At 73.5% G+C, this 21,364-nt stretch carries 20 protein-coding genes; 12 read left to right on the top strand and 8 right to left on the bottom strand.

What is annotated here, in order from left to right:
• The first annotated feature begins 184 nt into the window (after nucleotides 1-184).
• From ACIQF6_RS02795 to ACIQF6_RS02760, 8 genes are all read left to right on the top strand, one after another.
• Nucleotides 185-1,501: a phosphoribosyltransferase family protein gene (locus tag ACIQF6_RS02795; protein ID WP_400889353.1), complete on the top strand. Its 1,317-nt coding sequence runs from the start codon at nucleotides 185-187 to the stop codon at nucleotides 1,499-1,501.
• A 133-nt stretch (nucleotides 1,502-1,634) separates the two neighbouring features.
• Nucleotides 1,635-2,846: a 4-hydroxyphenylpyruvate dioxygenase gene (hppD, locus tag ACIQF6_RS02790; RefSeq protein WP_043911008.1), complete on the top strand. Its 1,212-nt coding sequence runs from the start codon at nucleotides 1,635-1,637 to the stop codon at nucleotides 2,844-2,846.
• Between the two features lie 40 nt (nucleotides 2,847-2,886).
• Nucleotides 2,887-4,074: a homogentisate 1,2-dioxygenase gene (locus ACIQF6_RS02785; RefSeq protein ID WP_400889350.1), complete on the top strand. Its 1,188-nt coding sequence runs from the start codon at nucleotides 2,887-2,889 to the stop codon at nucleotides 4,072-4,074.
• Entirely contained in the window at nucleotides 4,053-4,865 is an 813-nt protein-coding gene (locus tag ACIQF6_RS02780) for a hypothetical protein (RefSeq protein ID WP_400889347.1), read from the top strand. The genes ACIQF6_RS02785 and ACIQF6_RS02780 overlap by 22 nt, the downstream gene beginning before the upstream one ends.
• Nucleotides 4,862-6,088: a fumarylacetoacetase gene (fahA, locus tag ACIQF6_RS02775; protein WP_400889345.1), complete on the top strand. Its 1,227-nt coding sequence runs from the start codon at nucleotides 4,862-4,864 to the stop codon at nucleotides 6,086-6,088. Before ACIQF6_RS02780 ends, fahA begins: the two co-directional genes overlap by 4 nt.
• Nucleotides 6,089-6,227: 139 nt before the next feature.
• A complete protein-coding gene (locus ACIQF6_RS02770; RefSeq protein ID WP_400889342.1) occupies nucleotides 6,228-7,277 on the top strand; it encodes an enoyl-CoA hydratase/isomerase family protein in 1,050 nt (349 codons plus the stop codon).
• A gap of 95 nt (nucleotides 7,278-7,372) precedes the next feature.
• A complete protein-coding gene (locus ACIQF6_RS02765) occupies nucleotides 7,373-8,149 on the top strand; it encodes an enoyl-CoA hydratase (protein ID WP_400889339.1) in 777 nt (258 codons plus the stop codon).
• 145 nt (nucleotides 8,150-8,294) lie between these two features.
• Nucleotides 8,295-9,068: a hypothetical protein gene (locus ACIQF6_RS02760; protein ID WP_400889337.1), complete on the top strand. Its 774-nt coding sequence runs from the start codon at nucleotides 8,295-8,297 to the stop codon at nucleotides 9,066-9,068.
• Between the two features lie 157 nt (nucleotides 9,069-9,225).
• Here ACIQF6_RS02760 and ACIQF6_RS02755 read toward each other — a convergent pair whose 3' ends face one another.
• Together ACIQF6_RS02755 and ACIQF6_RS02750 are read right to left on the bottom strand one after the other, a co-directional pair.
• Nucleotides 9,226-10,245, bottom strand: coding sequence for a VanZ family protein (locus ACIQF6_RS02755; protein WP_400889334.1), 1,020 nt, complete (start codon nucleotides 10,243-10,245; stop codon nucleotides 9,226-9,228).
• Between the two features lie 63 nt (nucleotides 10,246-10,308).
• Nucleotides 10,309-12,114 carry an NAD-binding protein gene (locus tag ACIQF6_RS02750; RefSeq protein ID WP_400889331.1) on the bottom strand — a complete coding sequence of 602 codons (1,806 nt, stop codon included), beginning with the start codon at nucleotides 12,112-12,114 and terminating at the stop codon, nucleotides 10,309-10,311.
• Between the two features lie 164 nt (nucleotides 12,115-12,278).
• Here ACIQF6_RS02750 and ACIQF6_RS02745 point away from each other — a divergent pair, with 164 nt between their 5' ends.
• A complete protein-coding gene (locus ACIQF6_RS02745) occupies nucleotides 12,279-12,878 on the top strand; it encodes an HdeD family acid-resistance protein (RefSeq protein ID WP_400889329.1) in 600 nt (199 codons plus the stop codon).
• A 47-nt stretch (nucleotides 12,879-12,925) separates the two neighbouring features.
• On the opposite strand, the gene ACIQF6_RS02740 is transcribed toward ACIQF6_RS02745, so the two are convergent.
• Complete coding sequence (locus ACIQF6_RS02740) at nucleotides 12,926-14,233, bottom strand: lipase family protein (RefSeq protein ID WP_400889326.1); 1,308 nt, start codon at nucleotides 14,231-14,233, stop codon at nucleotides 12,926-12,928.
• A 172-nt stretch (nucleotides 14,234-14,405) separates the two neighbouring features.
• Between ACIQF6_RS02740 and ACIQF6_RS02735 the strand changes: the two genes are divergently transcribed.
• Nucleotides 14,406-15,671: a PucR family transcriptional regulator gene (locus tag ACIQF6_RS02735; protein ID WP_400889323.1), complete on the top strand. Its 1,266-nt coding sequence runs from the start codon at nucleotides 14,406-14,408 to the stop codon at nucleotides 15,669-15,671.
• Nucleotides 15,672-15,695: 24 nt separating this feature from the next.
• On the opposite strand, the gene ACIQF6_RS02730 is transcribed toward ACIQF6_RS02735, so the two are convergent.
• The gene (locus ACIQF6_RS02730; protein ID WP_400889320.1) at nucleotides 15,696-16,325 is read right to left on the bottom strand and encodes a LysE family translocator; all 630 of its coding nucleotides are present in this window, start codon (nucleotides 16,323-16,325) and stop codon (nucleotides 15,696-15,698) included.
• 120 nt (nucleotides 16,326-16,445) lie between these two features.
• Here ACIQF6_RS02730 and ACIQF6_RS02725 point away from each other — a divergent pair, with 120 nt between their 5' ends.
• The gene (locus ACIQF6_RS02725) at nucleotides 16,446-16,907 is read left to right on the top strand and encodes an Lrp/AsnC family transcriptional regulator (protein WP_400889317.1); all 462 of its coding nucleotides are present in this window, start codon (nucleotides 16,446-16,448) and stop codon (nucleotides 16,905-16,907) included.
• 4 nt (nucleotides 16,908-16,911) lie between these two features.
• Here the strand turns inward: ACIQF6_RS02725 and ACIQF6_RS02720 are convergent, their stop codons facing one another.
• Entirely contained in the window at nucleotides 16,912-17,235 is a 324-nt protein-coding gene (locus tag ACIQF6_RS02720) for an antibiotic biosynthesis monooxygenase family protein (RefSeq protein ID WP_400889314.1), read from the bottom strand.
• A 199-nt stretch (nucleotides 17,236-17,434) separates the two neighbouring features.
• On the opposite strand from ACIQF6_RS02720, the gene ACIQF6_RS02715 reads away from it, so the two are divergent.
• Nucleotides 17,435-17,692: a Prokaryotic metallothionein gene (locus tag ACIQF6_RS02715; RefSeq protein ID WP_400889311.1), complete on the top strand. Its 258-nt coding sequence runs from the start codon at nucleotides 17,435-17,437 to the stop codon at nucleotides 17,690-17,692.
• Between the two features lie 124 nt (nucleotides 17,693-17,816).
• Here ACIQF6_RS02715 and ACIQF6_RS02710 read toward each other — a convergent pair whose 3' ends face one another.
• The 3 genes from ACIQF6_RS02710 to ACIQF6_RS02700 all read right to left on the bottom strand — a co-directional run bounded on the left by ACIQF6_RS02710 (nucleotide 17,817) and on the right by ACIQF6_RS02700 (nucleotide 21,275).
• On the bottom strand, nucleotides 17,817-19,049 hold the full coding sequence (locus ACIQF6_RS02710) for a cytochrome P450 (RefSeq protein WP_400889308.1): 1,233 nt from the start codon (nucleotides 19,047-19,049) through the stop codon (nucleotides 17,817-17,819).
• A gap of 66 nt (nucleotides 19,050-19,115) precedes the next feature.
• Nucleotides 19,116-20,024 carry an EI24 domain-containing protein gene (locus ACIQF6_RS02705; RefSeq protein ID WP_400889305.1) on the bottom strand — a complete coding sequence of 303 codons (909 nt, stop codon included), beginning with the start codon at nucleotides 20,022-20,024 and terminating at the stop codon, nucleotides 19,116-19,118.
• A 21-nt stretch (nucleotides 20,025-20,045) separates the two neighbouring features.
• Nucleotides 20,046-21,275: an MFS transporter gene (locus ACIQF6_RS02700; protein ID WP_400889302.1), complete on the bottom strand. Its 1,230-nt coding sequence runs from the start codon at nucleotides 21,273-21,275 to the stop codon at nucleotides 20,046-20,048.
• Nucleotides 21,276-21,364 lie beyond the last annotated feature (89 nt).

Genomic DNA, 21,364 nt, shown 5'->3' with positions numbered 1-21,364 from the left:
TCCTCCTTGTCAGGCCAATGCGAAACCACTTGGTCGCTACCCGGTCTGCGGCGAAACTAACGCTATCCGCCGGTTAATCCTTATTTTTTACTTATCACCCGTTCTGTCCTGCTCCGTCCCCTCCTGTTCCGACCTCTCCGCCCCCTCCGGGCGCGCGTACGGTGGAGGACGGAGAGGTTCCGCCATGCACTTCACCGACCGGACCGACGCGGGCCGCGCACTCGCCGCCGCCCTCACCGACTCCCCCGCCCTCGGCGCCGACGCGCGGCCCCCCGTCGTGGTGGCGCTGCCCCGCGGCGGCCTGCCGGTGGCCGTGGAGGTGGCGGCGGCACTGGGCGCGCCGCTGGACGTGTGCGTGATCCGCAAGGTCGGCGTCCCGGGGCAGCCGGAGCTGGCGATGGGCGCGGTCGGCGAGGACGGCGCCCGGGTGGTCAACCAGACGGTGGTGGACGCGGTGGGCGTCACGCCGCAGGAGTTCGCGGCGGTGGAGGCCCGGGAGCGGGCCGAGCTGGCCCGCCGGGCCGCCGCGTACCGGGAGGGCCGGCCGCCCGAGCCGCTCGCCGGGCGCACCGTGCTGGTGGTGGACGACGGGGTGGCGACGGGTTCGACGGCGCTGGCGGCCTGCCGGCTGGTGCGGGACCGCGGCGCGGCGCGGGTGGTGCTGGCGGTGCCGGTCGCCCCGCACGACTGGACGTCCCGGCTGGCGGGCGCGGCGGACGCGTTCGTCGCGGTGCACGCCCCGTCCCGGTTCCTGGCCGTCGGCGAGTTCTACCGGGACTTCCGGCAGGTCGAGGACGCCGAGGTGCTGGCCGCGCTGGCGGCGGCGAACCGGCCGGGCCGGCCGGCCGTCGAGACCCACGAGCTGGCCTTCCCGACCGGCCCGGCCGCCATCGCGGTGCCCGGGCACCCGGTCGGCGTGGTGCTGTTCGCGCACGGCAGCGGTTCGGGCAAGGACAGTCCGCGCAACCGGCGGGTCGCCGAGCGGCTGCACCGGGAGGGCCTGGCGACGGTGCTGTTCGACCTGTTGACGCCGCAGGAGGCGGAGGACCGCTGGAAGGTGTTCGACCCGGGCCTGCTGGGCGGCCGGCTCGCCGAGGCCACCCGGACGGTGCGCCGTCACCCGCCGCTGGCGGGCCTGCCGTTCGGCTACTTCGGGGCCAGCACCGGCGCGGCCGCGGCGCTGTGGGCGGCCGCCGAACCGGACGCCGCGCCGGGCGCGATCGTCTCCCGCGGCGGCCGTCCGGACCTGGCGCAGGCCCGGCTTCCGCTGGTGACCGCGCCGACGCTGCTGATCGTGGGCGGCGCGGACGACGAGGTGGTGGAGCTGAACCGGCAGGCCCACTCCGAGTTGCGCTGCGAGAGCGCCCTGCAGATCGTCCCCGGTGCGGGCCACCTGTTCGAGGAGCCGGGGGCGCTGGAGGCGGTCGCCGACCTGGCCGCCCACTGGTTCGCCCGGTACCTCACGGTGCGTCAACAGGGCGGGGATCGGGCCGGGCATTGAGCAATCCGCCCAGTCGGACCCGCCCCCGGCTACTCACCTTGTACACATTGAGCAGCCGGAATCGGACCTGTTGCCCACCTCACCGAGCAGGAGGAAGCTCCTCGCAACCCGACTCGACGTGGAGGAATCCCCCATGACCGCCGACGCCGCTGTTGAACTGACGCCCGAGGAGCTGCAGGCCGGACTGACGGCCGAGCAGCTGCGCACTCTGGTGGGCCTGGTCGAGTACGACGCCTCGACCGACCCGTTCCCGGTGACCGCCCAGGACGCGGTCGTCTTCGTGGTCGGCAACGCGACCCAGACGGCGCAGTTCTACCAGGCCGTGTTCGGCATGGAGCTGGTCGCCTACTCCGGCCCGGAGACCGGCCGCCGCGACCGCAAGGCCTTCGTGCTGCGCTCCGGTTCCTGCCGCTTCGTGATCAAGGGCGGCGTGCTGCCGGACAGCCCGCTGCTGGACCACCACCGCCGCCACGGCGACGGCGTCGTCGACCTGGCGATGGAGGTCCCGGACGTGGACAAGTGCATCGAGCACGCCCGCGCCCAGGGCGCCACCATCCTGGAGGAGCCGAACGACGTCTCCGACGAGCACGGCACCGTCCGCCGCGCCGCGATCGCCGCGTACGGCGAGACCCGCCACACCCTGATCGACCGCTCCCGCTACACCGGCCCGTACCTGCCGGGCTACGTCGCCAAGGAGTCCACCGTGGTCCGCCCCGAGGGCGCGCCGAAGCGGCTGTTCCAGGCGCTGGACCACGCGGTGGGCAACGTCGAGCTCGGCAAGATGGACGAGTGGGTGTCGTTCTACAACCGGGTGATGGGCTTCGTGAACATGGCGGAGTTCGTCGGCGACGACATCGCCACCGACTACTCGGCGCTGATGTCGAAGGTCGTCGCGAGCGGCAACCACCGGGTGAAGTTCCCGCTGAACGAGCCCGCGATCGCCAAGAAGAAGTCGCAGATCGACGAGTACCTGGAGTTCTACACCGGCCCGGGCTGCCAGCACATGGCGCTGGCCACCAACGACATCCTCACCACCGTCGACGTGCTGCGTTCGCGCGGCGTGGAGTTCCTGAACACCCCGGACTCGTACTACGACGACCCGGAGCTGCGCGAGCGGATCGGCAAGGTCCGCGTCCCGATCGAGGAGCTGAAGTCGCGCGGCATCCTGGTCGACCGCGACGAGGACGGCTACCTGCTGCAGATCTTCACCAAGCCGATCGGCGACCGGCCGACCGTCTTCTACGAGTTCATCGAGCGGCATGGTTCGCTGGGCTTCGGCAAGGGCAACTTCAAGGCGCTGTTCGAGGCGATCGAGCGCGAGCAGGACCGGCGCGGCAACCTCTGACGGTCAGTCGGAACCAGGGCGACGAGGGAGAAGCGGGACGATGGCGTACTACCGGCAGCTGGGCTCGGTGCCGCCCAAGCGGCACACCCAGCACCGCACCCCCGAGGGGGGCCTCTACTACGAGGAGCTGATGGGCGAGGAGGGGTTCTTCTCGGACTCCTCGCTGCTGTACCACCGGCACATCCCGTCGGCGGTGACGGCCGCCGCGGTGTGGGAGCTGCCGGACCAGTCCACCACCGCGAACCTCCCGCTGCTCCCTCGTCACCTGAAGCTGCACGAGCTGTTCCCCGGCCAGGAGTGGAAGTCGGCGGACGCCGTCACCGGCCGCCGGCTGGTGCTCGGCAACGCGGACGTGCGGATCTCCTACGTCGCGGCCGGCTCGCCCAGCGAGCTGTACCGCAACGGGCTGGGCGACGAGTGCGTGTACGTGGAGTCGGGAACGGCCGTGCTGGAGACGGTCTTCGGCACCCTGACGGTCGGCCGGGGCGACTATGTGATCATCCCCCGGGCCACCACCCACCGCTGGGTGCCGACCGGTGACGAGCCGCTGCGCGCCTACTGCATCGAGGCGAACAGCCACATCACCCCGGCCCGCCGCTACCTCTCCAAGTACGGGCAGCTGCTGGAGCACGCCCCCTACTGCGAGCGCGACCTGCGCGGGCCCGAGGGGCCGCTGCTGGTCGAGGGCGGCGAGGTGGACGTGCTGGTCAAGCACCGCGGCCCGGGCGGCGTGGTCGGCACCCGCTACACCGTGCCCAACCACCCGTTCGACGTGGTGGGCTGGGACGGCTGCCTGTACCCGTACGCGTTCAACATCTCGGACTTCGAGCCGATCACCGGGCGGGTGCACCAGCCGCCGCCGGCCCACCAGGTGTTCGAGGGCAACAACTTCGTGATCTGCAACTTCGTGCCGCGCAAGGTGGACTACCACCCGCTGTCGATCCCCGTCCCGTACTACCACGCGAACGTGGACAGCGACGAGGTGATGTTCTACTGCGGCGGCAACTACGAGGCCCGCAAGGGCTCCGGCATCGGACAGGGGTCGATCTCGCTGCACCCCGGCGGCCACACCCACGGCCCGCAGCCGGGCGCGTACGAGCGCTCGATCGGCGTGGAGTTCTTCGACGAGCTGGCGGTGATGGTGGACACCTTCCGCCCGCTGGAGCTCGGCGAGGCCGCCACCGCCAGCGAGGACCCGAACTACGCATGGACCTGGGCGAAGCGATGAACGTACCCGAGCTGTACCGGGGGCTGTTCGACGACGCGGCGGTCTTCCCGCCCGGCGACCTGCCGCTGGCCGAGGCCGTCCCCGCGCACCTGGCGCACCGCGCCGCACCGTACGCGACGGCGGTCGGCCCGCTGCTCGCACCGGTCGACAAGCTGCCCGAACTCGCGCTGCTGGCACCGGAGTTCCCGATCGTGGTGACGGTGCCGACCGGCCGGCTGGCGGAGGCCCTGAAGGCCGCCGCCGGCCTGCCGCTGGCGGGCGTCGAGTACGTGGCCGGCACGGACGTCCGGGCGACGGTGGCGGAGCTGGACGCGCTGCTGCCGGACGGCGTCACCGCGGCCGTCGAGGTGCCCCGCTCCGAGCACGTCGAAAAGGCGCTGGACGCCCTGGCGGGCACCCGCTACCGCGCCAAGTACCGTACCGGCGGCCTGAGTTTCGCGGCGTTCCCGAGCGTCGCGGAGCTCGCCGGGTTCCAGGTGGCGTGCGCCGAGCGCGAGCTGTCGTACAAGTGCACGGCGGGCCTGCACAACGCCGTCCGGCACACCGACCTGGGCACCGGCTACGAGCACCACGGCTTCCTCAACGTGCTGCTGGCCGCCGGGACTTCGGACCGCGACCGGGCCGCCGAGCTGCTCGCCGAGCGCGACGGGGCCCGGCTGGCGACGGCCGTGCAGTCGCTGACGGAGCACCAGCGGGCCCGGATCCGTTCCGCGTTCACCGCCTTCGGCACCTGTAGCATCGCCGAGCCGTTGGAAGACCTCGCCCGACTCGGCCTCCTGGAGAACTCTTGACCACCACCACCTGGCTCGATCTGCCCGCGGACTCGCCGTTCGGCGTGCACAACCTCCCCTACGGCGTGTTCACCGCCGCCGACCGGCCCGGCGAGCGCCGGATCGGCGTCCGGGTCGGCGACCGGGTGCTGGACGCCGGCGCGGCCGCCCGCGCCGTCGGCAGCCCGTCCGAGCTGCTCGACCTGCTCGCCGCCGGGACGCTCAACCCGCTGATGGCAGCGGGCCGTTCGACCTGGCAGCAGGTGCGCGCGGCGCTCACCGGGTGGCTCACCGACGCCGCCCACCGCGCCGCCGTCGAGCCCTGCCTGCTGGAGCTGGCGGACGTCGAGCTGCACCTGCCGTTCGAGGTCGCCGACTACGTCGACTTCTACGCCTCCGAGCACCACGCCACCAACCTGGGCAAGATCTTCCGCCCCGGTTCGGACCCGCTCACCCCGAACTGGAAGCACATCCCGATCGGCTACCACGGCCGCTCCGGCACCATCGTGGTCTCCGGCACCCCGGTGACCCGCCCGCACGGCCAGCGCAAGGCCCCCACCGAGGCCGTCCCCTCGTTCGGGCCGAGCCGCCGCCTCGACATCGAGGCCGAGGTCGCGTTCGTCGTCGGCACGCCCAGCACCATGGGCACGCCGGTGCCGCTCGCCGACTTCGCCGACCACGTCTTCGGCGTCTGCCTGCTCAACGACTGGTCGGCGCGCGACATCCAGGCCTGGGAGTACGTGCCGCTCGGCCCGTTCCTCGGCAAGTCCTTCGCCACCTCGGTCTCCCCCTGGGTGGTGCCGCTGGAGGCGCTCCAGCACGCCCGGATCGCCCCGCCGGCCCGCGACGTCGAGCCGCTGCCGTACCTGGACGACCGCGACGGCGAGCCGTGGGGCCTGGACCTGGCGATCGAGGTCGCGCTGAACGGCCGCACCGTCTCCCGCCCGCCGTTCGCCACCATGTACTGGACCGCCGCCCAGCAGCTGGCCCACCTCACCGCGAACGGCGCCAGCCTGCGCACCGGCGACCTGTACGCCTCCGGCACGGTCTCCGGCCCCGAGCCGGACACCCGCGGCGCGCTGATCGAACTGACCTGGAACGGCGAGCACCCGCTGAAGTTCCCCGACGGCACCGAGCGCACCTTCCTGGAGGACGGCGACGAGGTGACCATCGGCGCCACCGCCCCCGGCCCGGGGGGGCTGCGGGTCGGCTTCGGCGAGGTCACCGGACGGATCGTCGGCTGATCCGCCCCACCGGGGCTGCGGGTGCGTCAACGGCGCACCCGCAGCTCGCCCTTGCCCCCTGACACCCCGGGCCGCCCGACCGGACCGGTACCGTGCACGGGAAGATCGTCGTACTTTCCGGGACGGAGCGGTGACAGCGATGACGACGGACACCCAGCAGGACGTGCTGATCGACCGGATCGGCCGCACCGGCCGGATCACCCTCAACCGCCCACGCGCCCTCAACTCCCTGACCCACGGCATGCTGGAGACCGTCCGCGCCGCCCTGGACGCCTGGGCCTCGGACGAGGAGATCACCGCCGTGCTGCTCACCGGCGCCGGCGAACGCGGCCTGTGCGCCGGGGCCGACATCCGCGCCATCCACGACGACGCCAAGCTCGGCGGGGCCGGCGGCCGGGCATTCTTCCGCGTCGAGTACCCGCTCAACGAGCTGATCTCCCGCTACCCCAAGCCGTACCTCGCGCTGATGGACGGCATCACCATGGGCGGCGGCGTCGGCCTGTCCGCGCACGCCGCGATCCGGATCGTCACCGAACGCTCCGCCGTCGCCATGCCGGAGACCCGGATCGGCCTGGTCCCCGACGTCGGCGGCAGCCGCCTGCTCGCCCTCGCCCCCGGCGAGCTCGGCACCCACCTCGCGCTGACCGCCGCCACCATGACCGCCGGCGACGCCCTGCACTGCGGCTTCGCCGACCACTTCGTCCCGTCCTCCGCCCTGCCCGAACTGCTCGCCGCGCCGGACCCGGTGGCCGCCCTCGCCGCCCTCGCCGCGCTCGCCGAGGCCGCCCCCGCGTCCGAACTCGCCGAGCAGCACGGGTGGATCGACCACTGCTACGCCGCCGACACCGTCGAGGAGATCCTCGACCGCCTCCGGGCCGCCGGGCTGCCCGAGGCCAAGGAGGCCGCCGAGCAGCTGCTCGCCAAGTCCCCCACCATGCTCAAGGTCACCCTCGCCGCCCTGCGCCGGGCGCGTGCCCTTCCCTCGCTGGCCGCCGCCCTGGAGCAGGAGTACCGGATCTCCTGCGCCGCCCTCGCCCACCACGACCTGGTCGAGGGCATCCGCGCCCAGGTGGTCGACAAGGACCGCAACCCGCGCTGGAGCCCCGCCACCCTCGCCGAGGTCGGCACGGACGACGTCGCCCGGTTCTTCGCCGTCCCCGAGGGCGGTGACCTCGGACTGACGAGGTGACCATCGTCTCGCCTGTCGAGACTGGCATCCGGGGCGGCGTTCCGAGATCGTATCCAGCGTCAGTGTTCCGCTCAGCGTGGAGAGGATTTGCGGCGATGACCGAGTACGAAACGATCCTGGTGGACCGCAAGGGCCGGGTCGGCATCATCACCCTCAACCGCCCCAAGGCGCTCAACGCGCTCAACACCCGGTTGATGACCGAGGTGGTGGCGGCGGCCAAGGCGTTCGACCGTGACCCGGAGATCGGCGCCATGGTCGTCACCGGCTCCGAGAAGGCCTTCGCGGCGGGCGCCGACATCAAGGAGATGCAGGACAACCGCTTCCCCGACGTCTACCTCGACGACTGGCTCGGCCCCTGGGACGAACTCGGCCGCCTCCGCAAGCCCGTCGTCGCCGCCGTCGCGGGCTACGCGCTGGGCGGCGGCTGCGAGTTGGCGATGCTCTGCGACATCCTGATCGCCGCCGACACCGCGAAGTTCGGCCAGCCGGAGATCAAGCTCGGCGTCATCCCCGGCATCGGCGGCTCCCAGCGCCTCACCCGGGCCGTCGGCAAGGCCAAGGCCATGGACCTCTGTCTCACCGGCCGCATGATGGACGCCGAGGAGGCCGAGCGGGCCGGCCTGGTCTCCCGGATCGTCCCCGCCGACCAGCTCCTCCCGGAGGCCCTGGCCGTCGCCGAGACCGTCGCCGCGATGTCCCTCCCCGCCGCCGTCATGATGAAGGAATCCGTCAACCGCGCCTTCGAGACCACCCTCGCCGAGGGCGTCCGCTTCGAACGCCGCCTCTTCCACGCCGCCTTCGCCACCGCCGACCAGAAGGAAGGCATGGCCGCCTTCGCCGAGAAGCGCCCGGCCTCGTTCACCAACAAGTAGTCCACCAACAAGTAGTCCACCAACACGCAGGGGCGGCGGTGTTCCTGCTCCCTCCTCCGGGGGCGAGCAGGAGACCGGTGTCGCAGTTCTGTACCAGGGACGGCCCGTTCGGTCGCACCGGGCGAATCCGCACTACCTTCCGGGTGTGACGAAATCAGTCTTGGCGCGATCGGCGCGCGGCACGGCGCTGTTCGGCTGCGGGGTGCTCGCCTGCCTCGGGATCGTCGTGGTGCTGGGATGGGGTCTGCTCCGCCTGGTCGACGGGAGCGGCCCGCAGCCGGCGGACGCCGCCGGGTTCGACCGGTACCTCGACGTCACGACGGCCTGGGCGGTCGGCGCGGCGCTCACCGGCCTCGTCGGCGCGGGCCTCGCACCGCTTCGCGGCGGGCACAGCTCCCTCGCCTGGCTGGCCCGGTGCGACCTGGCCATGCTGCTCGCCTTCCTGTGGCCGCTCCAGGCGCTGCTCGTCGCCCTCTCCTTCGCGCTGAAGGCGCGCGAACGGGCGCAGTGGCAGCGCGTCGGCGCCGCACTCGCCGGGGCCGCGCTCCTGACCACCGGGGTGACGTGGGGCCTCGCCTGCTACCGGGCCGAACAGCGCTGGGCGCCGCCCGCCCCCTCCGACCGGGCCCTCGTCGGGACGTGGACCGGCGTCGACGGCAGGGTGCTGGAGCTCCGACCGGACGGCCAGTACCGCACCAACTTCATCGGCGAGGACCCGAACCGGATCTGGAGCTCCCGGCCGCCCGCCTACCTGTCGGGGCACTGGACGCTCAAGGAGACCTCCGACAACGGCCGGGGTCAGAGCATCGTCCTGAACGACTCCACAACCATGGACGTGTACGGGGCCTCGTCCCCGAGCATGCTGTGCGAGCCCGTGGAGTACTACGGCCGCTGCTACCTGTCCATGCAGCGGAAGTAGTCGCACCGCAGCGGCAAAAGGCTGACGGTCGCTCACCTGCGGGCTCGGCGAACCGCGTTCCCGGCCGGAAGCTCCTGGCCGGGTGCGGGCCGACACGCTGCCGTCCGCCTCTCGGGCCGTCCGCCTTCGGGCCGTCCGGTCGGTCCTGGCCGTCCGGTCAGTCCTGGCCGAAGGCGACCACCTGGTTGGTGCGGTCGACGTCCACGTGGATCGGCCCGGTGTCGTAGGCGTAGGTGAAGCGTCGGCGTCCGCCGTCCCCGCCGCGGGGGGCGAACTGCGGTTCGCCGGTGAGGTTCTGGTCGGGGTGCCACTGGGCGAGGAAGCGGTCGGCGGCCTGCCGGGCCTGCTGGTCGGTGGCGGGGTCCGGGTCGGGCTCGGGCAGGAGGAATCCGCCGAGATTGAGCAGTCGGCCGGACGGCCAGTCCAGGGTGAAGTACTGGTGGTCGAGGGTGACGATCACCCGTTCGATCCCGGGCCCGTCCAACTCGTCCTGCACCGCGATCACCCGGGTGCCGGGGCCGAACAGCAACTCGGCGTCGTGGGCCGCGAGTTCCCGCTGCGCACGGGTCGCCGCCGACAGGCCGGTCGCGACGGTCGGTTCCAGCACCATGAACTGCAGGGCCAGCACCGGCGCCCCGATCGCCACGGCCAGCGCGGAGCTGAACGCCAACTCCCGCCCGCCGGGCCGTATCCGGCGGCGCCGGGCGAGGCGCACCGCGCAGCCGAGCAGCACGCCGATCAGGCCGCCGAGCGCGTTGGCGGCGAGGTCGCCGCTGTCGCAGGCGCGGCCGATGGCCGGCAGCAGGCCCTGGACGGTCTCGGTGACGCCGGTCAGTGCGAGGACGCCGACGGAGACCAGCACGGGACGGCCGAACGTCAGCACCGCGAACAGGCCGAGCGGGACGTACATCAGCAGGTTGAGCTGGCCCTGCGTGCTGTTGAGGGTGAAGCCGAGGCTCGCGCCCCAGGCGCAGTTCGGGTGCTGGCTGCCACCGCTCATGGTCGGGTACAGGGTGGCGGCCAGCTCGCCGGCCAGCGAGACGCCGAGCAGCACGGCGGACCAGCGCGGCAGGCCGCGACGCCCGGCCGACCACCATGCGGCGGCGCCGAGCAGCAGAGCCAGCACCAGGAAGACCGGTATCAACCCGGCGTTGCCGTTCAGAACCGCACTGATCATCGACGCCCCGTCAGATTCGTGGCCGGAAAGCCGGATTGGCGAACCGTTCCGGCTACTGGATGGCTACTGGATGATACGGGCCAGGCCGGACCGGGTGGCCGCCACGACGATGTGATCGCCGGGTGCGAGGCGGCGGGAGCGGTCGGCGAAGTTCCACTGGTAGGTGTGGGCGTGGCGGTGCAGCCGGACGGCGACGACGCGGACGCCGCCGGCCGCCTCCAGGTCGCCGACGTTCCGGCCCTCCAGCGCGGAGCCCTCCTCGACGGTGAGTTCGGCGACCAGCAGGACGTGCCGGAACACCGAGAGGGTGCCGAGGACTTCACGGCCCATCAGGGCGGCCGCGAACGCGGGCGCGGCCAGGTAGGAGACCGAGCGGGAGGCGACGTTGCCGAGGGTGGCGTACACGTGGTGGGCGAAGTCGTCGTCGAACAGGCGGACCACGATGCGGACTTCGGGCCGGACGGCGCGGGCCTCCAGGGCGGCTTCCAGGTTGGCGGCGTCGTCGGAGGTGACGGCGGCGACCGCCCGGGCGTGCTTGACCCGGGCCTGCTTGAGCTGGGCCTCCAGCGGGCCTTCGCCGATCAGGACGGGGATGCCGAGGGCCCGGGCGGCGGCGATGCCGCGGGCCTGCGGGTCGCGTTCCAGGCAGACCACGGGCAGGCCGGTGCCGTGGATCAGGGTGGCGACCCGGGTGCCGACGTTGCCGAGGCCGACCACGATGACGTGGTCGCGGGTGCGGGCGCCGGGCGGGCGGGGCAGGCCGCGGCGGCCGCTGGCGAGGGCCTCGACCGCGATGGCGGTGACCAGCGGGACGAAGGTGATGCCGCAGAAGGTGATCAGCACCTGGGCGGCCCGGGCCCACGGGTCGCCGAGGGCCTGGTCGGTGGGCAGGTCGGGCTGGGCGGCGCCGGCCGCGTCCAGCAGTGTCGAGTAGAGCGTCCAGCCGAGGCCGGGCGGGTGCTGGGTGCGGTAGTAGAGCACGGCGGCGCCGACCACGATCGCGGCGAACGCGGTGATCAGGATGACCCGCAGCCGGGTGTTGGTGAAGTACTTGAGGCTGTCCAGCAGCCACCACTTGATCCGCCTGCGCAGCGGCTGGCGCAGCGGCGGTTCGGCGTCCAGGGGCTGCAGGGCGGCGAGGCCGCCGGGTTCGCGGGCGGGGGCCAGGTCGGGGCGGCCGAGTTCGATCGGGCCTTCGCCGCTGCCGAAGCGTTCGGCGATCCGGATGAAGTCGGCGGCCCGGCCGCCGGTGGCGGGCAGCAGCCGCAGCCGGGACAGGTCCTGGCGGTCGATCCGGTCGGCCACCAGGCAGAGTTGGTCGCTGCGGATGTCCTCGTCGTAGGCGACGTACAGGTGGCGTCCGCCGACCTCGACGGTGTGCGGGCGGCCGAGGACGCCGTTGGCGAAGGCGGGTGCGGCGGTGGCGGAGGCGGACAGCGCCGCGCAGTTGGGGAGGAGTTTCTCCAGGTGCTCGCCGAGCCGCTGGTTGAAGATCCGCAGTACGATCCGCACTCCGTGGTTGCGGTTCTCGGCGGCCAGCGCGGCGTGGATGTTCTCCTGGTCGGTGCCGTCCATCATCGCGATGCCGCGGGCCCGTTCGACGCCGGCCGCCTCCAGGGCCTCGCCGGTGAGCGTGGCGTACTCCAGCACGGCCGCGACGCCGGGTAACCGGGCGATGGCGGGCGCGTGTTCGCGCGAGCGGTCGGGCACCACGGCGACCACGGGCACTTCGTACTGTTCGGTGAGTTCGAGGATCAGCCGGTGCGCGATCGAGTTGCCGCCGCAGACGATGTAGTGGCCCTCGATCGGCCCGGCCCCGCCGCTGTCCCCCACCGAGGACTGTGGGCTCCCCCGCCCCTGATCCGTCATAGCGTCAGATGGTAGACGCCCCGTCAGGACGTCCGGGTGAACGGACGGTATCGGATCGGCACGGGGAGGCCCACCCGTTCGGAGCAGTCCGGCGCGCCCGGGGCGGGGCGGGCGACGAGGCTGGTGGCCGATCCCTGTTCCGCAGCGGCAACCCCGGAGGAGCCATGGCAGACCCTTATCGGACCGACGACCGTCCAGGGCTGGTCGGACCGTTCCAGCAACTGGCCCGGCTGGCCTGGCAGGTGGTGCTGGCGGGCGGTCTGATCTCGCTGGCGCTGGGCATCGTGATCCTGGTCTGGCCGAAGCAGACGCTGTGGGTGGTCGGGGTGCTGTTCGGCGTGTACCTGGTGGTGATCGGCATCGTGCAGCTGGTCGCCGCGTTCGGCACGCACGTGGCGACGGCGCTGCGGGTGCTGGCGTTCGTCAGCGGCGCGATCTGTGTGCTGCTGGGCCTGCTGTGCTTCCGCTCGGCCGCCCAGTCGATCCTGCTGCTGGCGCTGTGGATCGGCATCGGCTGGCTGTTCCGCGGCATCACGCACCTCGCCGCGGTGGCCTCCGACCCGCTGATGCCGGCCCGCGGCTGGCAGGGGTTCATCGGCGCGCTGTACCTGCTGGCGGGCGTCCTGCTGATGGTCTTTCCCGCGCACTCGATCACCGCGCTGGCGATCCTGGCCGCCGTCGCGCTGCTGGCGATCGGCCTGACCGAGATCCTCGCGGCGCTGCAGATCCGCCGCGGCGCGAAGCTGTACCCGCGCGAGCTCTGAGCACGCGCCGACGAGTCGGGCCCGCCGGGAGGCGGGCCCTTCGTCGTCTACCGGGGCTGTTCGGGGGCCAGCGAGTTGCCGGCCGGGATGTGGCCGCAGTCGCTGGGCGCGCTCTTCCCGGCGAACCGGTCGTTCAGGTAAGCGACGGCGGTGGGCGCCCACGGGGCGGCCGTGCCGAGGTGGCTGAGCAGGTCGTACTGCTGGTAGGCGATCCGCCGGTTGCCGGTGGCGCAGTACTGCCGGGCCAGGGCGCGGACGTCGCCGGCCACCATCACGCCGTCGCCGGTGCCGATGCCGGGCAGGTTGCTGTACGTGCCCTCCAGTACGCCGGCGTTGCCCTGGGCGAGGTAGCCGGGGACGGTGGGGGTGGCGGCCGAACCGAGGTTGACCTTGTTGACGGCGGCCAGGAACGGGGGCACCGAGTTCGGGTCGGAGTACTCCGGCCTGGCGAGCTTCTTCCAGGTCAGGCCGGAGTACTGGCCGAGCGCGTTGACGATCGAGGCGTCCTGCATCCTGGCGTACACCTGCTTGCCGTAGTCGCTCAGGTACGGCGTCAGGTCGAGGTCCCAGGCGCGGGCCACGCCGATGATCGCCATCGGGATGACGCCGGGCCAGACCACCCCGCCGTCCACGTACTTGAGGTTGTGCGCGGGGTCGACCAGCAGGCCGCCCTCGGCGAAGCCGACCAGGCGGCGGTTGACGTCCGGCGCGTAGCCGGGGGCGAGGGCGGCGGCCCAGTTGGTGGCGATCGCGCCGCCGGAGTAGCCGAGCAGGCCGAACCGGGTGTCCGCGTTCATGCCGGTCGCCGAGGAGCCGGAGACGGCGCGGATCGAGTCCAGCGTGGTGGTGCCGTACTCGGGCCCGGCGGCGAAGTCGGCGGTCTGCCCCTCGGTGTCGGGGATCACCACGTCGTAGCCCTGGAGCAGGAACGGCACCACGAACAGCGCTTCCGCGTTGGGAATCGCCCCGCCGAGCGTGAGGCCGCCGGCGATCGCCCGGGACGGGGAGTCGGCCGGGTTCAGCGAGTCGTAGAAGGACTGGTACGACACCGCCTTCGACCCGTCGCTGCCCAGGCCCCGCACCACGGTGGTCACCCCGGCGGACGGGCGGCCCTGCGCGTCGGTGGTGCGGAACAGCAGTTGGACGGCCTGCACCGGGGTCGGGATGCCGAGCAGGTGGTACGCCAGGGTGCGGGTCTTCAGCACGGTGCCGGGGGCGAGCGAGGACAGCGGGGCGCTGCCGTCGTACGTGTAGAACCCGTCGGTGGCCGCCGAGGCGGTGCCGGCGGGGGCCGCGGTGGCGAGAGCGGCGGCGGCGAGGGCGGTGGCGATCGTCCGGGCGACGGCTCGGTACATGGCTCTCCCGTTTCTGACGGTGTCCGGCTGGGGGTGGGATGCGCGGTCCGACGGGGGGTCGGTGGGGGATCGCGCGAGTTACCTACGGGTAGGTAACCTCCGGGGAAACCATCATGGACGCGTCGACCCGCCACGTCGCCGGGCCGCTGCACAGAGATTAGCGAGGTCGACTGTGACCGCACCCAACGCCGAACTCGCCGTGCCCGAACCGCAGTTCGGCGGCACCCCGGTCCACCTGCGACTGCTCGCCCTGGCCCCCGGGCTCGCCGTCGAGGTGACGACCCGGCTGCTGGACCGCCTCCCGGCCTACCACGCGATGCCGCCCGAACAGCTCCGCGGCGAGATCGCCCGTCAGGTCGAGCGCGGCATCCGGGCGTTCGCCGATGTCCTGCGCACCGGTCAGCTGCCCGGCGAGGACGAACTCGACCGGATCCGCGAGTCGTCCGCGCGGCGGGCGGACGAAGGCGTCCCGCTGGAGTCGGTGGTCGGCGCGTACCACCTCGGCGCGCAACTGTGCGCCGCCCGCCTGCTCGCCGAGGCCGCCCCCGCCGACCTGCCCGACGTCGCCACCGCGCAGGACCGCCTGCTCGGCTGGCTGCGGGCGGTCAGCTGCGCGGTCGCCACCGGCTACGTGCAGGAACGGCAGACCGCGCTCGGCGACGCACAGGTCGCCCGGCAGGCCCTGCTGTCCCGTCTGCTGGAGGGCGGCGACCCGCGCGCCGCCGCCGACCGGGCCGGCCTCCGGCTCCCCGCCCGCTACGTCGTGCTCTCGCTGGCGATCGGCCCGCACCCCGACGAGTCACGCCCGGGCGTCAACCGCTCGGTCGCGGCCCGCCGCAAACTCCGCCGCCTGCGCGCCGAGTTGGAGCGCCGCCACCCGGACGGCGCCCCGCTGGCCGCACTGGCCGACGACGGGGGGACGGTGCTGCTGCCCGCCCCGCTCTCCCGGGACGCGCTGGCCGCGCTGGTCGAGCGCCTCGCCCGGGCCTGCGGCGCACCGCTGGTCGTCGGCGCGACGGCCGCGCCGCCCCCGGCGGTGGCCGACGCCGTCCGGCTGGCCGCCGAGATCCGGCAGGTCGCCGCCGCGACCGGCCGCGGACCCGGGCTGCACCTGCTCGACGACGTCCTGCTCGCCCACCAGCTCAGCCGCCCCGGCCCGGCCCACGACGCACTCGCCGCCCTCCTCGCCCCGCTCGCCGACCGCCCCGAACTCCTCGACACCGTCCGGGCCTTCCTCGCCTGCGGCCTCGACCGCCGCCGCACCGCCGCCCGCCTCCTGGTCCACCCCAACACCGTCGACTACCGCCTCCGCCGCACCACCGCCCTCACCGGCCTCGACACCGCCCGGGGCCCCGACCTCCTCACCCTCCACGCCGCCCTCACCGCCCTCGACACGGCCACCGCACCGGAGCGCGGACCGGGCCAGGGCGGACCGTGAGCGGGCGGGCGTCCTGACGAATCGTCAGGCTGCGGCTGTCACGCCCGCCACGGCGAGGAGGAGAACCGCGGAGACCGCGGAGAGGCGGCGGGCCGCGGTCTCCGTGGTGGTGAGCCGGGCCGCGAGACGGACGGTGGTGAGCGCCACCGCGGTGTAGACGGCGGCGCAGCACAGGACGTTGACGGCGCCGAGGGCGGCGACCTGGGCGCCGACGGGGAGGGCGGCGCCGGGGGTGACGAACTGCGGGACGAGGGAGAGGTAGAGCAGCAGGCCCTTGGGGTTGAGCAGGGCGGTGAGCAGGGACTGCCGCAGCACCACGGGGGTGGGCTGCGGGCCGGCGGCGGCGAGGCTCCCGGCGGGGCCGCCGCGGCGCAGGCCGATCAGCATGGTGACGGCGAGGAACGCCAGGTAGCCCGCGCCGGCCAGGCGCAGCGCGGGGAGCAGGGCCGGCAGGGCCCGCAGCGCGGCGGCCAGGCCCGCGGCGGAGAGCAGGGTGTGCACGGCGTAGCCGGCGCAGACGCCGGCGACGGCGGTGAGGGCGGCGGTGCGGCCCTGGCCGAGGCCGCGGGCGGCTATGTAGATCCAGTCCGGGCCGGGGGTGCAGACCAGCAGCAGGTCCACGCCGAGGAAGAGCAACAGGGCGTGCGGGTCCATGGCACCTTCGGTTTCGCGTTCGAGGGGTGGGGGCGACGTCCAGGACGCTATCCGTTGGGCACTGGCAGCCGATGTCCCGTTTTCGCTGGTCAGCCCGCTCGTGGGGCAGAATATTGCGCCATGGACCGCCTCGACCGCAGAATCCTCCACGAGCTCCAGCAGGACGGCCGGCTCACCAACGCCGAACTCGCCGACCGGGTCGGGCTGACGCCGTCGCCGTGTCTGCGCCGGGTGCGCCAGTTGGAGCAGCAGGGGGTGATCCGCGGCTACCGCGCGCAGCTCGATCCGGCGGCGGTCGGGTGCGGGTTCCAGCCGTTCGTGACGGTGGTGATGCGGCACGAGGACCGGTCGACCGTCGCCGAGTTCGAGCGTCGGGTCGCGGAGCTGCCGGAGGTGGTGGAGGCGCACCGGCTGTTCGGCGATCCGGACTACCTGCTGCGGGTCGCGGTCGCGGATCTGGCCGCGTACGAGCGTTTCGTGACCGATGTGCTGTCCGGTCTGCCGGGCATCGCGCAGGTGCACTCGCACCTGACGATGAAGCAGGTGAAGGCCGACCGGGGCATTCCCGTGCAGCGGGGCTGAGCGGTCACTCGCCGGGGAGCGCGTCGAGGCGCCGCAGCGAGTGGTAGTGGACGACCGTCGGCGGGTGCTCCAGTTCGTGGAGTTCGCCCTCGGCCCAGACCGGTCGGATCTTCCACATCGGTCCGGCGTAGGCGCGCAGGGCCTCCTCGTCGCGCCAGCGGGTGATCATCTGGACCCGGTGGTCGCCGTCGGCCAGCGCGCGCAGCAGTTCGCCGCCGAGGAAGCCGTCCCAGCGGTCGAAGTCCGGCAGGACGGTCGAGGCGAGCCGGGCGCAGAACTCCTCGACCCGGAGCGGGGAGACCTGAGCCTCCCAGATTCGAATGATCATCTCGGCCTCCTCGACTGACCCGGGCCTTTCTGACCATTATCGGACCTGACCGTGTTCCGACAGCTCGGCCCGTTCAGTCGGACTCCCGTCAGGCCGGACTCCCGTCCAGCCGGACTCCCGTTCGGACCGTCGCCGATTGCCGCCCGTACCCCGCGGGCCAAGACTCGGCGGTGGACCCGTACGGCGAGAGGAGCCCGACATGGCGGTCTGCGTGGTGTGCCAGAACGACTACTGGCTTTCCTTCGAAATCAAGACGATCACCGGGGACACCTACGTCTTCGACAGTTTCGAGTGCGCGATGGAGAAGCTGGCGCCGCGCTGCGAGCAGTGCACGGTACGGATCGTCGGCCACGGCGTCGAAGTCGCCGGCCGGTTCTTCTGCGGCGCGCACTGCGCCCGGGCGAACAGCGTGCTGGGCGCCGAGGTCCGCGACGCGGTGGGCGCCCACCCGTCCTGAGCTGCAACGTCCCCGAGCGGGGCGGCCACCCCCGAGGTGGCCGCCCCGCTCGGGCGTTCAGCAGGCGCCGACGCTCGGCAGGCGCGGGCGTTCAGCAGATGCGGGCGCTCGTCGGCGCCGGCGTTCAGAAGGTGAAGCGCAGCGTGCGCACCCGGTGGTCGAACGAGGACGGAACGACGTCCGGCTCGGCGGTGGAGCGGATCCCGGGCAGCCGGGTGAGCAGTTCGCGCAGCATCGCGCGCATCTCCTGGCGGGCCAGGTGCGCGCCCAGGCAGAAGTGCGGGCCGCCGCCGCCGAAGCCCAGGTGCGGGTTGGGCGAGCGGGTGATGTCGAAGGCGTCCGGACGGTCGAACACCGCCTCGTCGCGGTTGGCGGAGCCGTAGAACAGCACCACCTTGTCACCGGCGGCGAGCCGGATCCCGGACAGCTTGTGGTCGACGGCGACGGTGCGGCGGAACTGCACGATCGGCGTCGAGTGGCGGACGATCTCCTCCACCGCGCCGCCCAGACGGGCGTCCAGGTCGCCGAGCAGCAGGTCGCGCTGCTCGGGGTGGACGGTCAGCAGGTGCAGGCCGTGGGCGAGCGCGTTGCGGGTGGTCTCGACTCCGGCGACCAGCAGCAGGGAGAAGAACGCGCCCAGCTCCCGGGAGCCCAGCCGGCGGCCGTCCACGTCGGCGGTGACCAGCGCGGAGATCAGGTCGCCGGTGGGGCGGCGACGGCGCTCACGGCCCAGCGCGGCCACCGTCAGGTGCATCGCGGCCAGCGCGTGCAGCCCGCGGCCGGGCACCCGCAGCCCCCGCCGGGTGACGCCCGCCGACGCGGACGCCCGGTTGATCCGGGCCAGGATGTTGCGGCGCTGCTCCTCGGGGATGCCCATCATCGAGCAGATCACCTGGTACGGGAGCTCCCCGGCGACGGCGGCGACGAAGTCCGTGGGGCGCTCGCGCTCCAGCCGGTCCACCAGCCGGGCGGCGGTCCGCGCGATGTCCTGCTCGACCTCGGCGAGCAGTCGGGGCGTGAACGCCCGGCCGACCACCCGGCGCAGGTCGGCGTGCTGCGGATCGTCCAGGTTGACCATCGAGTCGCCGAACACCGCCCGCACCCAGCGGGCGGGCTCCGGCGACGTCACCCCCGGCCCGGAGAGGTACACCTCGGGCGACCGGCTGGCCGTCATCACGTCGGCGTGCCGGACCAGCGCCCAGCAGCGCCGCCCCGTCGCCCGGTCGGTGAACGCCACCGGCCCCGGGCGCTCCCGCAGGCGGGCGAACGCCTCGACGCGCAACTTCTCGGGCAACCGCCAGAACGCGGGGTCGCCGAGGTCAATGCCGCGCGGGGCGGCGTCCACGGATACGGGCATGGGGACGTTATCGCGCAGACGGTGACGCTGCGTCAAATCGCCGTCAACGCTCGGTGATGAGTTCGATCAGCCCTGCCGCGGGAAAGCCTGCGGCCGGTACGGATCCACCCGGTACGCATCCGTCCGGTACCGATCCGCCCGGTCCGGGTCGCCGTCCGTCGGCGGGTGCTCGCCCTCCGGGCCGTGGCCCGGGCCGCCGGACGGCGGCTCGTCGGACGGCGGTTCGTCGGCGGGCTCCTCGTGCGGGGCGATCTCGCGGGCCAGCAGGGTCGCGCCGGCCACCGCGCCGGGCATCGCCAGCACGGTCACCACGGGGATCAGGAACAGCAGCACCAGACCGGCGCCGAAGCCGACCGCCATCGACATCCGCGAGCGCAGCAGGCGCAGCCGCTGCTTCTGCGGCAGGCCGCGCTTCTGCAGCGGCGTGCCGGTCAGTTCGACGGTCAGGAAGAAGCCGGAGACGCAGATCCCGATCACCGGCACCACGGTCTGTCCGACCACCGGAATGAACCCGCACAGGAACAGCAGGACGCCGAAGCCGGCGGCCCGCAGCAGCACCGCCAGGCTGTCCTTGGCGGCGGTCCACAGCTCGCGCCACAGCGGCTGCTCGGGGGCCTGCGGGCCGCCGCCCTCGGTCTCCTCGACCTTCGCCGACAGCGACTCGTAGAACGGCTCGCCGATCAGCAGCGTCACGGCGGTGAAGGTCACCATCGCCAGCAGTCCGCCCATGCCGACGGCCGCGGCGCCGACGGCCACCCGGACGGTGTCCCGCCACGGCTCCGACCAGTGGTCGGCGAACGGGGTCGCCCAGGCGGCCAGGTCGCCCGCGTGGACGACCAGCACCACCAGCACCACCAGGTAGCCGACCAGGGTGATCAGCGCCGGGATCAGTCCGAAGCCCCACCAGCGGCCGTGTCGCGCCACCCACCGCTGTCCGTTGAACAGGAATCGCAGCCCCGCCCCGAAATCTCGCATTCCCGCACCTTAGAGGAGCCCTCACCCGGCCATGGCACCCGGCCGGACCGGGTCCGGCGCCGGCCCGGCCGCGGTCCGCCCGACGGCTGCGGACGCGCCGAGGGTGGCGGCGCCGAGGGTGCCCCACAGGGCGAGCGGGCCGGCGGCGGCGAGGGCGGTGATCACGGCCGGGGAGACGGCCAGCCCGAGGCCGGTGGAGAGCTGGAACCGGGCGAGCGCGCGGCCCAGCACCTGCGGCGGGGCCAGCGCGGTGACCAGGGCGGTGGCACTGCCCGCGTACAGGATCTCGCCGAGCGTGCACGGCACCGAGACCAGGGCCACGGCGAGGGGTCCGAGCGGCGCCGCCAGCAGGAAACCCAGGTAGCTCGCGGCCAGCACGACGCCGGACAGCGCCAGCACCGTCCGGCGCGACCAGCGCGCCGCCGCCCAGGCGGTGACCGGCACCTGGAGGGCCACCACCAGCACCGTGTTGGCCACGAACACCGCCGCCGACCAGGCCGGGGAGGCGTGCAGCACCGTCACCAGGACGAGCGGCAGCGCCACTTCGGGCACGTTCAGGCAGAACACGTACACCACGTTCGCCAGCAGCACGGCAGCCAGCCCGTCCCCGGCCGGGGCCGCCCGCTCGGCGGTCCGGGCGGCCGGGGCGGCCGTCACCCGCACCGAGCGGGCCAGCAGCGCCGCCACCAGGAACCCGACGCCCGAGGCCGCCGCGAGCGCCCGCAGCGCGGGGGCGCCGCCGCCCAGGAAGACCGTCGCCAGCAGCGCGCCCGCCCCGAGTCCCGCGTTGCGCACGGACCGGCCGGCGGCCAGCGCGGCGTCCCGCAGCCGGCCCTCGACGACGGTGGCGACCAGCGCCGCGTGCGCGGCGGGCCAGGACTGGTTGCCGACGCCGAGGATCAGCGCCGCCGCCGCGAACACCACCGCGTTCCCGTGCGGCGCGGCGAGCAGCACGGCGACGCCCGCCACCCGCACCAGCATCGACGCGGCCACCGCCGAACTGCGCGCACCCCGGTCCAGCCAGCGGCCGAGCGGCGGCATCGCGGCCAGCCCCGCGACGATCCCCACCGTCATCGCCAGGCCGGTGGCCGCCGCGCCCAGTCCGAGCACGGTGATCCCGTACAGCAACAGGAACGGCCGCAGCATGCCGGAGCCGAGGGCGTCCACCGCCAGCGCCACCGCGTAGCGCGGCCCGCCGCTCGCCCGGACGAGCTGACGGGGTGTCGGCCGGAGCCTCGTGATCGTTGTCATGCCGCCCACCGTCCGCGTCCGGCCGGGCCGCGGTCACGCCGGTTGACGTTCCCCGTCAATCGGGGAAGAGCGGCTCACCCGACGGACGG

This window comes from Kitasatospora sp. NPDC092948 (assembly GCF_044754805.1).
In the GTDB taxonomy this organism is placed as follows: Bacteria; Actinomycetota; Actinomycetes; order Streptomycetales; family Streptomycetaceae; genus Kitasatospora.
The sequence above is the reverse complement of the archived record's forward strand: the minus strand, read 5'-3'. Positions and strand labels throughout refer to the sequence as shown.